General features: G+C 57.0%; 11 protein-coding genes and 1 riboswitch. Of the genes, 5 read left to right on the top strand and 6 right to left on the bottom strand.

Going from position 1 to position 11294, the window contains the following annotated elements; all coding sequences use genetic code 11:
* A partial coding sequence (locus tag FEV53_RS16060) for a zinc-binding dehydrogenase (RefSeq protein ID WP_142835802.1) occupies positions 1-802 on the top strand: 802 nt, incomplete at its 5' end.
* A 77-nt stretch (positions 803-879) separates the two neighbouring features.
* Here the strand turns inward: FEV53_RS16060 and FEV53_RS16055 are convergent.
* The 5 genes from FEV53_RS16055 to FEV53_RS16035 form a co-directional block, all read right to left on the bottom strand.
* Positions 880-1671 carry an SDR family oxidoreductase gene (locus FEV53_RS16055; protein ID WP_142835801.1) on the bottom strand — a complete coding sequence of 264 codons (792 nt, stop codon included), beginning with the start codon at positions 1669-1671 and terminating at the stop codon, positions 880-882.
* A gap of 45 nt (positions 1672-1716) precedes the next feature.
* Positions 1717-2502: an SDR family NAD(P)-dependent oxidoreductase gene (locus tag FEV53_RS16050; RefSeq protein ID WP_142835800.1), complete on the bottom strand. Its 786-nt coding sequence runs from the start codon at positions 2500-2502 to the stop codon at positions 1717-1719.
* Between the two features lie 20 nt (positions 2503-2522).
* On the bottom strand, positions 2523-4016 hold the full coding sequence (locus FEV53_RS16045) for a sugar ABC transporter ATP-binding protein (protein WP_142835799.1): 1494 nt from the start codon (positions 4014-4016) through the stop codon (positions 2523-2525).
* Positions 4017-4040: 24 nt separating this feature from the next.
* Positions 4041-4994, bottom strand: coding sequence for a substrate-binding domain-containing protein (locus FEV53_RS16040; protein ID WP_185962259.1), 954 nt, complete (start codon positions 4992-4994; stop codon positions 4041-4043).
* A 107-nt stretch (positions 4995-5101) separates the two neighbouring features.
* Positions 5102-6100, bottom strand: coding sequence for an ABC transporter permease (locus FEV53_RS16035; protein ID WP_185962258.1), 999 nt, complete (start codon positions 6098-6100; stop codon positions 5102-5104).
* Between the two features lie 158 nt (positions 6101-6258).
* Between FEV53_RS16035 and FEV53_RS16030 the strand changes: the two genes are divergently transcribed.
* The 4 genes from FEV53_RS16030 to FEV53_RS16015 are packed head-to-tail and all read left to right on the top strand — an operon-like array spanning position 6259 to position 10520.
* Positions 6259-7080 carry a transketolase gene (locus FEV53_RS16030; RefSeq protein ID WP_142835798.1) on the top strand — a complete coding sequence of 274 codons (822 nt, stop codon included), beginning with the start codon at positions 6259-6261 and terminating at the stop codon, positions 7078-7080.
* Positions 7077-8036 carry a transketolase family protein gene (locus tag FEV53_RS16025; protein WP_142835797.1) on the top strand — a complete coding sequence of 320 codons (960 nt, stop codon included), beginning with the start codon at positions 7077-7079 and terminating at the stop codon, positions 8034-8036. The genes FEV53_RS16030 and FEV53_RS16025 overlap by 4 nt, the downstream gene beginning before the upstream one ends.
* Positions 8037-8039: 3 nt before the next feature.
* Positions 8040-9503: an FGGY family carbohydrate kinase gene (locus FEV53_RS16020; RefSeq protein ID WP_142835796.1), complete on the top strand. Its 1464-nt coding sequence runs from the start codon at positions 8040-8042 to the stop codon at positions 9501-9503.
* Positions 9504-9542: 39 nt separating this feature from the next.
* Positions 9543-10520, top strand: coding sequence for a sugar-binding transcriptional regulator (locus FEV53_RS16015; protein WP_142835795.1), 978 nt, complete (start codon positions 9543-9545; stop codon positions 10518-10520).
* Positions 10521-10535: 15 nt separating this feature from the next.
* Here FEV53_RS16015 and FEV53_RS16010 read toward each other — a convergent pair whose 3' ends face one another.
* Positions 10536-11003 (bottom strand): 6,7-dimethyl-8-ribityllumazine synthase, encoded by a 468-nt coding sequence (locus tag FEV53_RS16010; RefSeq protein WP_142835794.1) that lies wholly within the window; start codon positions 11001-11003, stop codon positions 10536-10538.
* 70 nt (positions 11004-11073) lie between these two features.
* Positions 11074-11204: riboswitch (FMN riboswitch) on the bottom strand.
* Positions 11205-11294 lie beyond the last annotated feature (90 nt).

The raw sequence follows: 11294 nt of genomic DNA, 5'->3' as shown, positions 1-11294 counted from the left end.
CGATATGGCCAAGGCGCTGATGGGCCAGCGCGTCGCCTGTTTGTCGGGCAATGCTTACAGCCAGTATTGTGTCGTCGAGGCGGCCATGTGCCTGCCTCTGGGCGATTATTCGGCCGAGGACGGGGCGAGTGCGTTCGTCAATCCGATGACTGCTTTAGGGTTTATTGAAACCGCAAAAATGGATGGGCAAAATGCGATCCTGCATACGGTCGGGGCCTCAAATCTCGGCCAGATGCTGACCCGGATCTGCAACGAAGACGGCATAGATCTGGTCAATATCGTGCGCAAACAGGACCAGGTCGAACTGCTCAGGCAAATGGGCTCCGCCCATGTTGTGAATTCATCCGATGATGACTTCATGGACCAACTCCGGTCGGCCATCGACGACACCGGTGCATTCTACGGGTTCGATCCCATCGGCGGAGGAAAAACGGTCGACACTGTCTTCAAGGCCATGGAGCGGGTCGCAGCGGGCAAAATGACCGAATATTCGCGCTATGGCTCCAACCAGCACAAGCGCATGTTCATCTACGGGCGTCTGGACCCTGGCCCGACGATCTTGTCGCGAAGTTACGGTTTTGGCTGGAGCCTGTCGGGATGGCTCCTGTTTCCCTTCATTCAATCTGCTGGAATGGAAACCGTGGGACGGATGCGCAAGCGTGTGCTTGAAAACCTGACGACGACCTTCGCCAGTCTCTACAAGAAGCGAGTCGACCTCGAGGAGATGCTGGCCAAGGAAGCCGTGACCGATTATCGAGAAATGAAAACAGGTGAGAAATACCTCGTCATGCCTTGGAAATGAGGGGCCTGAACACCTAGAGTGACTGTTTTAACCAGCCGGTGTTGATGCCTTCGGAGTGCGGTCTCATCATCAACACGTTACCAGCAGCAGAACCCACCATCGACAAGTAGATCAACGCCGGTACAGTAGGACGCGGCATCAGACAAAAGGAACACTGCTGGCCCCACCATTTCATCAACGCTGGCCATGCGTTGCAATGGCGTCTGGCTTTCGAAGTCCTTAGTCTGGTGGAGCATCTCCGGCCGGGTGTTCATCGGCGTGGCAGTGTAGCCGGGGCTAACCGAATTCACACGGATTCCGCGGTCAACCCATTCCATCGCCATCGACTTGGACATGTGGATGACTCCGGCCTTGGAAGCGTTGTAGTGCACCTGGTTCAGGCCCCTATTCACAATCACACCGGACATTGACGCAATGTTCACAATTGATCCGCCTTGTCCGTGGGCCAGCATCGCGCGCGCCTGGGCCTGGCAGGACAGCCAGACACCCTTCATATTGATATCCATTAAGGTCTGATACTGGTCCTCTTCCATTTCTTCACATGGGGCCGCATTCGCGATTCCAGCAGCGTTCAGGGCAAGCCGGAGCGGGCCAAGTTCCGTTTCGGTCTGTCTGACTGCTTCCGCCAGTGCTGAGCCCGAGGTAACGTCGGCCGCGATCTGAACTGATTTGCGGCCCGTCTTTGCGATGAAGGCAGCGGTTTGTGCCACGCCGTCATCGGTGCGCCGATCAAGCAGGGCCACATCAGCACCGCATTGGGCAAGTCCCATGGCAATACGCTGACCAATGCCGCTGCCGGCCCCGGTCACAAGCGCCACGCGCCCGGATAGATCAAACATCTTAGGTGCGTTCAGCGTGATATCTTCCACAGGTCCTCTCCAACTGTTGTCTTCCATTATTATCGACCATGTCCGTCACGACATAATCAGGCCGCCATCCACATTGATGGTCTGTCCGGTGATATAATCGGCGTCCTCGCTGGCCAAGAACGCCACCAGTCCGGCCACGTCCTTTCCGGTGCCCGCGCGTTTCATCGGAATCTTGTTCTCGACCCAATCCTTCATCAGCTCGCCAGGGGCATAATCGCCCAACATCTCGCCCCAAATCCTGTCGTTATAATCCCACATGTCGCTATGGATGATGCCGGGGCAAATCGCGTTGACGGTGATATTCTCCAATGCCACTTCTTTGGCGAGACTTTGGGTGATCCCGACCACACCCATCTTGGAGGCCGCGTAATGTGGTGTGAAGATGAAACCGTCTCGTGCCTGACCCGAAGCCGTGTTGATCAGGCGCCCACCCTTGCCAGACTTGCGCATGCGCGCAATGGCTTCCTGGCAGCAGAGGAACACCCCCTTGGTGTTTACAGCCATCGTGGTATCCCAATCGGCTTCGGTGAGATCCTCGACGCGGCGGATTGTGATGATCCCGGCATTGTGCATTGAGATATCAACGCCGCCAAACTGTTGTTCAGCACGGTCGTAAAGTGCGGAAACCGCGTTTCTATCGGTGACATCACATATCACGCCGATGGCTTGGGCGCCGACCGCGCGTAGGCTTTCTGCCGCTTTTTCGACCTGCGGTTCAATTGAGGCGATGACGACATTGGCGCCCTCAGCAGCAAAGCGTTCAGCAACAGCCAAACCGATGCCTCGGTTGCCGCCTGTGATGACCACGGTTTTGTTCTCAAAACGGCGCATGCCCCAGTTTCCTTCTCTGTTTAAGCCGTTGCCAGTTCCATTACCGACACGTCGTTCGCCTCGGAATGGTCCAGAATTCCGGTCTGGCGTCCTGCGGCCATTACCATAATGCGATTGGAGACGCCGAGGACCTCTTCCAGGTCGGAGCTGACAACGATCACGGCTACACCTTTGGCCGCCAACTCGTGAATGATTTCATAGATCGAAGACCGTGCGCCTACGTCGATCCCCCGTGTGGGCTCGTCCAAGAGCACCACTTTGGGGTTCCTTGCCAGCCATTTGGCAATAACCACTTTTTGCTGGTTCCCGCCCGACATCTCGCCAGCGTTCTGTTGTCCTCGTCCTTTGACGCCAAACTTTTTGATGTTCTCTGCCGCGAACTGCTTCACCCGGGATTTTCTGATCCAACCTGCCTTGCCGACAGATTCAAAGTTCGCGTATGCGATATTTTCCGCGATGGAGTGACTCAGGATCAGACCCTGTAATTTGCGGTCCTCGGGCACCAGAACGACACCATGATCAATCGCCTCGTTCGGAGCATTCGGCGTAATATCCTCGCCGTTGAGAAGAACTGCCCCTTCTGCTATTGGGTCGGCTCCTGCTAAGGCGCGCACAAGTTCAGTTCGGCCCGCACCAACCAGCCCAGCGATCCCGAAAATCTCACCCCTGCGCACCGAAAAGTTCACGTCGTGGAAGTGACCAAGGGCAGAGTTGAGATTCCGCACTTCGAAGGTCGTTTCTTCTGTTGGCTTGGCCAGCGCGGGAAACATCTGATCCATGTTGCGACCGACCATCGCTTCAACGATGGTTCGCACTGGAAGATCCGCGGTTTCAAACTGCTGCACCTTCTCGCCATCGCGCATTACGACGATGCGGTCGGCGATCTGTCTGATTTCTTCCAGCCGGTGGGAAATATAGATGATCCCGACGCCTTCGGCTTTGAGTCGTTCAATTTGCTGAAAAAGCAGCTTGGTCTCTTCGCCACCCAAAGCGGCGGTCGGCTCGTCGAGAATCAGAAGTTTGGCGTTCAATGTCAGCGCTTTGGCGATCTCGATCAATTGCTGGCTGGCCGTTGATAACCCCTGCACAACCCGTCGCGGCGAAACATCAAGGCCAAGGCGCTGCAATCCAATTTGTGCACGCCGCTCCATCTCGTGTCGGTCGATCCGTCCCTGCTTCGTTGGATAGCGCCCAACAAACACATTCTCCGCGATAGAAAGATGCGGCAGGAGAAGAAGCTCCTGATGGATCATCCCGACCCCGGCATCGATCGCCTCTCGCGGCGTGGCAGGCTCATATCGCGCGCCCCTCCACGTCATTTCACCGGAGGACGGAAGGATTGTCCCGGAAATGATATTGGAGAGCGTTGATTTCCCGGCGCCATTTTCGCCAAGCAGCGCAACTACCTCTCCCGGGTAGACCTCCATATCCACACCATGAAGCACTTCGATAGGCCCAAAAGACTTGGTGATGTTCTTCAGTGTTAAAACAGGAGGTGTCTGGGTATTGGTCATTGCGCTGCTCATTTTCTCAAACCCTTAGGGATGCTTTTCCACGAATTGGGCTGCGTTGTCGCAATCGGTCAGCACGGCGTTGGGGATTTGGCGTGCGGGCACCGAGGCGCCTTTGGACGCGGCAATCGCGGAGTTCACCGCCAATACACCCATGGCCTGCGTGCTTTGGGTCGCCGTCACGACGAACGGCGTGTCGCAGCGAGCCAGCGATTCCAGAGCGGCCACATCGCCATCATAACCACCGACCACGATCTGATCGGACAGCCCCGCAGCTTCGACAGCCTTGGCTGCACCCATGGCAATTCCGTCAGCCTGACCAAAGATCATTTTGATATCCGGGTTCGCCTGCAGCATGTTCTGACCGATGGAGAAGCCTTCGTCGGGTGACCACATCTGGGTCCATTGCTGAGCGACAAGCTCAACACCGGGATTTTCATCAATGGCCATCTTGCAGCCTTCGAAACGCTGGACTTCGGGGGTGGTGCCCTTCTGGCCGTGGATGATGACCATCTTGCCCGATCCGCCCGCGCGTTCGATAATCGATGAGCAGACCTCGTAGGAGGACATGACGTTCTCACCATAGATCACGGTGTCGCCAGGTTCACCGTCGGGTTCACGGTCTACGTTGATTACCGGAATGCCTTCAGCACGGGCCAATCGCGTCGGGACGGCAGCCGCAGCCGCACCGGCGGGGATGTAGATGAAGGCATCGATGCCCTGGGTCATCAGATCCTGCACCTGGCTGACTTGCGTGGCCGTGTCACCTTTGGCGTCAACGGTGATAACTTCGATGCCCAGAGACGCTGCGTAGTTCTCAACGCCGAGCTTGATCTGGTTAAAGAAGTCCGCCTGCAGGTTCGGCACGGCCAGACCGATCTTTTCGATCCCGAGGCCGACATCGCCTTCAGCTCCAGCGGCGACAGGTAGCATACCGGCAAGTGCGGTTGCGGCCAGCATAGCCTTGAGTGTTTTCGTCATTGGTAGTCTCCTCTGTTGGTCGTGTTGGCCCGATCTTGCGGGACTTGAGGAGCCCGATTTCTTGACGGGCCCTGGGTCATGACGGCGGCACAGGCCGCGGTCAAATTCTAAGCTTTGCGCTGTTTGAAGGTTTCGGCAGCAACCGCCATGACGATCACCAATCCGATTATGACGGCCTGCAAGAACGGGGACACGCTGAGCAGGTTCAGCCCGTTGCGCAGGACACCGATGATCAAAACGCCGATGATCGTTCCACCGATCCCGCCCGTACCGCCCGACAGGCTGGTTCCACCGATGACTACGGCCGCGATTGCGTCCAGCTCGTAGGCGATTCCGATTGTCGGCTGCACGGCATCCAGACGCGCCGCCAAAAGCACACCGGCCAAACCGGACAAGGCAGCACAGGCCGTGTAGACGAGGACAGTCACCCGTTTCACGTTGATGCCCGCAAGACGGGCCACTTCCGGATTTCCCCCCACCGCGTAGAGTGCCCGTCCGCCCTCACGGTAGCGCTGGAACAGCAAAGCGACGGCGAAGACCACGAACATGACGGCGACCGTCATTGTCAGCACGCCGCCATAACGGATGATAGCACCCATGTTGAACCACGCTGGAAAGCCGATGATCTGGGACCCGTTGGTGATCATGCTCGCCAACCCGCGCGCAATCGACATCATGGCCAGCGTGGCGATGAAGGGCGGCACCTTGAATTCAGTAATCAGAATGCCCGATATCAGGCCCGCAATCGCTGCGGCGGCGACTGCGGCCGGTATCGCCAAGCCCATCGACAACCCAGCTTCGACATTGAGGTATCCAAGCACCATCATCGCCAATGCCAGTACCGAGCCCACTGAAAGGTCGATCCCGCCGAGCAGTATGACGAAGGTCATGCCCACCGCTATGATGCCGATCACGGTGACCTGATCCAGAATGTTGAGGAAGTTGCGCACCGAAAAGAAAGAATCGGTCGCAAATGTCAGGAAAGCGCAGAGCAGAATCAAACCAATCAGTGGCCCGGTTGCGCCACCCAGAGAAAAGTAGTCTCCAAGATTGCGGCCATCTTTTGAATTGGCGCGTGAGTCTGTCATTTTTTCCTCCATGCGCATAATTATGCACGATTGATGGAAAATCCTAAGCTCAGAGCTGAGCTTGTGTCAACCGATCTGAGCCGGGTATTTTGCATCAAGCATCGAAAGATATATCTTGACGAATTGCAAGAACGTATGATTATCTATTTCAGAATAAATATGCAAAGGGTGCGATAATGACCCCAGAAGACCTAAGCAGACTGGCGAACAAGATCCGACGACGCGACCTTCAGGCCGTTTTTGAAGCTGGCGCAGGACATATTGGCGGTGAGATGTCCGTGATCGACATCCTGACGGCGCTCTATTTCAGGATAATGAATGTCGAGCCCGCGAACCCGGCTGCACCCCATCGCGACCGCCTTGTGCTGAGCAAGGGGCACACAGCCCTTGCGCTGTATATTGTGCTGTCCGAGAAAGGGTTCATTCCGGCCGAGGAAATATCCACCTTCCTTCAGCACAAGTCCCGCCTGAACGGGCACCCCAATCGGGTTAAGGTGCCCGGCGTTGAGACCAACACCGGCCCGCTTGGACACGGGTTGCCGATTGGTGTCGGTATGGCGAAGGCTGCCAAACTCAATGGCGAAAACTGGCGGACCTTCGTTATCACAGGGGACGGTGAAATGCAGGAAGGCTCCAATTGGGAAGCCATCATGGCCGCCGCCCAGTTCAACCTCGACAACCTCACCCTTATCATTGATCACAATCGCCTGCAGCAGGGGGCACGGCTGGCCGAGACCAACAACCTGGCACCGCTAGCGCCGAAACTGGAAGCCTTCGGTTGGGCCGTCGAAGAGATCGACGGGCACGACATGGATGAGATCTGCTCCGCACTGTCGCCAGGCACGATCACTGCCGGAAAACCGAAATGCATCGTGGCCCATACAAACAAAGGCCAAGGCATTTCATTCATGTCCGACAACGTCGCATGGCACCACAAGGTCCCGAACGAAGAGCAGTACAAACAGGCTATGGCCGAGCTTGAGGGAGCATTGGAATGAGCAACCCGTACGAAGGCGCGAAGCTGCACGATTGCCGGGATGCATTTACGTCGGTGCTCGAGGCGCTTGGCAGTGACAACACCGATATTGTCGCGGTGTGCAACGATTCTGTCGGCTCATCCAAGCTGGCGGGATTTCGCGACAAGTTCCCGGAGCGGCTGATCAACGTCGGGATCGCCGAACAGAACATGGTCGGCGTAGGAGCGGGTTTGGCCAATGGTGGCAAGATCCCGTTCGTTTGCGCCGCATCGCCATTCCTGACGGGCAGGGCGCTGGAACAGATCAAGGCTGATGTCGCCTATTCAGAGGCAAATGTTAAACTGGTGGGTATCTCGTCCGGCATGGCCTACGGCGAACTTGGGCCAACCCATCATTCTATCGAAGATTTTGCATGGATCCGCGCTCTGCCCAATGTGCCGGTTATCGCTCCCGCAGACCGGGTCGAGACCGCCGCTGTCATCAAATGGGCCGCTGCCTATCGCGGGGGGTGCTTTCTGCGCCTCAGCCGAGTCGGCGTTCCCGATGTATTGCCCGAGGATCACGTCTTTGAGCTTGGAAAGGCAAACTACCTGCGCGAAGGCGGTGATTTGACGATCATTGCGAATGGCGTTCTGACACATCGGTCAATGATCGCAGCAGATCTGCTTGGGGCCAGCGGGATCGACGCCCGCGTGTTGAACATGGCCAGTGTGCGCCCCATCGACGAGGCCGCCGTAGTCCGTGCGGCGAATGAGACCGGGGCGATCCTGACCTGCGAAGAGCATACCACCTTTGGCGGGCTTGGCAGTGCTGTGGCCGAAGTGGTCGTCGATCAGGCCCCCGTGCCTATGACACGTCTCGGCGTGCCAGGGATCTTTGCCCATACGGCGTCGGCCAATGACTTGCTGAATGATTTCGGCATGTCGCCCGCAGCGATTGCTGATAGCGCCCAGGCCCTGTTGGAGCGGAAGGGATAAGACATGGCGCAACGAGCTATTCTAGCGATTGATGAGGGCACGACAAATTCGAAGGCTATCCTCGTAACGCAGACGGGCGACATCATCGCCAGCGGCTCCGCGCCAGTTCCTATCGAATACCCTCAGTCAGGCTGGGTCCAGCAAGATGCGAACCTGATCTGGGAGGCCACGCAACAGGCCATGACCGACTGTCTGGCCGCTGCCCCCGATACCGAGATTGTCGCAATAGGCCTCTCGAACCAACGCGAGTCGATCCTGATTTGGGACCGCCAGACCGGAGCGCCGTTGGGTCCGGTTGTGACATGGCAATGCCGCCGAACCGCTAAGTCCTGCCAGGCCCTGATAGACGCAGGCCATGAGCCCATGGTTATCGCCCGCACCGGCCTTCCTCTGGATCCGCTCTTTCCGCCAACAAAAGCAGCTTGGCTGGTGGAGCACTACGGCAACGAGGTGCCAGACATCTGCATTGGCACAGTGGACAGCTGGCTGATCTGGAAGCTTTCGGGCGGCAAGATCCATGCCACTGACCGCTCTAACGCTGCCCGCACGCAGCTTTTCAATCTGGCCGAGGGATGCTGGGATGAAGACCTGTGCGAAATCTTTGGCATTCGGACATCATTTTTGCCCGAGGTACATGACAGCGCGCATCTCTTCGCGGAAACACGGAATGTCGATGCGGTTCCCGACGGCGTTCCCATTGCCTCGGCTATTGGAGATTCGCACGCGGCGCTTTTCGGGCATGGCGCTTTCAATCATGGCGACGGAAAGATCACATTCGGCACTGGCTCGTCCGTGATGACCACGATCCCGGAATTCATCGCTCCACCTGCCGGGATCACAACCACGATCGCGTGGTCTCTGGACGGCAAATCGACCTACGCCTTTGAGGGCAACATTCTGGTCAGCGCCTCGATCCTGCCATGGACTGCGGAACTCTTGGGGCTGCCCGATGTCGAGCACCTGCTGGAGCTCGCTCAGACCGTTCAAAGCACCCAAGGAACAGCTCTTGTTCCAGCTCATGTCGGCCTCGGTGCGCCGCATTGGAATTCAGAAGCGCGCGGGATGATCTCAGGCTTGTCATTTGGCAGCGGCCCGGCGCATGTCGCTCGTGCCGCGACAGAAAGCATCGCCCTTCAGGTCCATGATGTCTTTACGATCATGACCGCCGCAGCCAAAGGCATCGGGCGACTTTCGGTTGACGGGGGGCCTAGCAAGAACACCTTTTTGATGCAGATGGTCGCCGACTACCTCAACCATACCATCACGCCTTGCCGGAACGCCGAAGTCTCGGCCTTGGGCGCGGCCCATCTTGCCGGGCTGGCCACCGGCTTTTGGCAAGACCTTGAAGAGGTTGGCCGGCTCGCGCATCACGGACCAGAGATCCTACCCACCATGACCCCGGAGGCTCGGCAGACAAATCTGGATGTCTGGAGAAAAGCCGTTGCCCGGACTCTTGCACCCATATAATGAATAAATATTCAGAGCATTGGTGAACCTGGAGACCCGATGGCCCGTGTAAATGAACTTCGCCTGATCGCACGTGTGGCGCAGATGTATCACGTCGAGGGGCAGCGCCAGGCAGACATCGCAGACCATCTTCGGATCTCACAGGCTACGGTCTCAAGAATGCTTAAGAAGGCGCAACAAGAAGAGATCGTTCGCACAACAGTCGTTTCTCCCTCAGGTACATATGCAGAACTGGAAACCAGCCTGCGCGAGAAATTCGATCTTGCCGAGGCAATTGTTGTAGAATGCACTGAGGACCGAGACGGTGCAATCATGGCCCGGATCGGCGAGGCCGCTGCCTTCTTTATAGAAGCGACTCTTCAGACTGACGAAATCATCGGAGTTTCGAGTTGGTCCGAGACCATTCTGCAAATGGTCCAGAACATACACCCGATGAAGTCAGGAAAGGCCAAATACGTTGTGCAGATGTTGGGTGGTATGGGAAACCCCACTGTCCAGATGCACGCTAATCAGCTGGTGACGCGGATGGCCAAACTGACGGGTGCGGAGCCACATGTTCTGAGCGCGCCTGGCGTCGCGCAATCCCGTGAGGCCAAATTGGTTTTGCTGAGCGATACGTATGTGCGCGAGACGATGGACCTTTTTTCCCGGATCTCACTTGCAATTGTCGGGATTGGTGCGGTCGAACCGTCAGGTATGCTGGCCCGAAGCGGCAACATCTTCTCGCCGCGCGAGCTGGCAGACCTAACCGATTCCGGTGCGGTCGGCGACATGAGCCTGAGGTTTTTTAATACCGAGGGCGCCAATGTCAAAAGCCCACTTGATGATCGCGTAATTGGAATGACGCTTGAGGAATTGTCAAAGGTAGACCGTGTAATGGCCTTGGCGGGCGGAAAGGCTAAGACGGAAGCGATCAGGGGTGCCTTGAATACCGGTATCATTGATCTCTTGATTACCGACAAGTTCACTGCACAACGCCTGATCACACTCGAAACCACCAATCCACCCACCATCTGATCTGCTGGCCAGTCCCTAGGCGGCATCCCGCGCGACAGAGTTCTGTCTCAAATGCAGCGCCGCAACATCGACGGCAGCCTCAGCAGCTTCGCGCCCTTTCTTTACAAAGTGGTCGTAAAAGAAGGCCTGATGTTCTGGAGTCGGCTGGAAGTGATGTGGCGTCAGCGAAACCGAAAGCACTGGCACGCCCGTTTTCAGCCCAGCTTCCATCAATCCAGTCACGACGGCCTGCGCAACAAAATCGTGGCGGTAGATGCCCCCATCAACAACTAGGGCCGCACAGGCTATTGCATCATATTTTCCTGTTTGGGCCAGCTTTTGTGCAAGAAGCGGCATCTCGAAAGCACCCGGCACGTCGAACGTGGCGATCACCGCATCGGGATGCAATTCGCCTATGCGCTGCTCGAACCCGACGAGCGCCTGATTGACAATATCAGCATGCCAACATGCCTTAATGAATGCGAAACTTGGGGATTTTGTCATTGCTCTTGATCCTTTCAAAATGACAGAATCCCAGAGCAAAAGGACGCCCGCGCACCTTTCGGCGCACGAACATCATCCTCTTCCATCCGGACTATGACCGTCGGCCCCGGAATTACACCGGATCTGCTGACCCATCCCGAAGAATGGCGCTCGCGGGCTATCACCGCCGGTAGGGAATTTCACCCTGCCCTGAGAATGACGACGGGTTATCGGACCCCCGGATACCTGTCAAACAATCTCCAAAATGCATTTCACGGCCAAATGTCCGCTCGGGCCGAGGGCCATCGCAAT

The organism is Palleronia caenipelagi, assembly GCF_007004065.1.
In the GTDB taxonomy this organism is placed as follows: domain Bacteria; phylum Pseudomonadota; class Alphaproteobacteria; order Rhodobacterales; family Rhodobacteraceae; genus Palleronia; species Palleronia caenipelagi.
The sequence above is the reverse complement of the archived record's forward strand: the minus strand, read 5'-3'. Positions and strand labels throughout refer to the sequence as shown.

Excerpts from the sequence above, each read along its gene's own strand:
- FEV53_RS16050 (WP_142835800.1), bottom strand. The coding sequence starts at position 2,502 with ATGCGCCGTTTTGAGAACAAAACCGTGGTCATCACAGGCGGCAACCGA.
- FEV53_RS16045 (WP_142835799.1), bottom strand. The coding sequence starts at position 4,016 with ATGACCAATACCCAGACACCTCCTGTTTTAACACTGAAGAACATCACC.
- FEV53_RS16040 (WP_185962259.1), bottom strand. The coding sequence starts at position 4,994 with ATGACGAAAACACTCAAGGCTATGCTGGCCGCAACCGCACTTGCCGGT.
- FEV53_RS16035 (WP_185962258.1), bottom strand. The coding sequence starts at position 6,100 with ATGCGCATGGAGGAAAAAATGACAGACTCACGCGCCAATTCAAAAGAT.
- FEV53_RS16030 (WP_142835798.1), top strand. The coding sequence starts at position 6,259 with ATGACCCCAGAAGACCTAAGCAGACTGGCGAACAAGATCCGACGACGC.
- FEV53_RS16025 (WP_142835797.1), top strand. The coding sequence starts at position 7,077 with ATGAGCAACCCGTACGAAGGCGCGAAGCTGCACGATTGCCGGGATGCA.
- FEV53_RS16020 (WP_142835796.1), top strand. The coding sequence starts at position 8,040 with ATGGCGCAACGAGCTATTCTAGCGATTGATGAGGGCACGACAAATTCG.
- FEV53_RS16015 (WP_142835795.1), top strand. The coding sequence starts at position 9,543 with ATGGCCCGTGTAAATGAACTTCGCCTGATCGCACGTGTGGCGCAGATG.
- FEV53_RS16010 (WP_142835794.1), bottom strand. The coding sequence starts at position 11,003 with ATGACAAAATCCCCAAGTTTCGCATTCATTAAGGCATGTTGGCATGCT.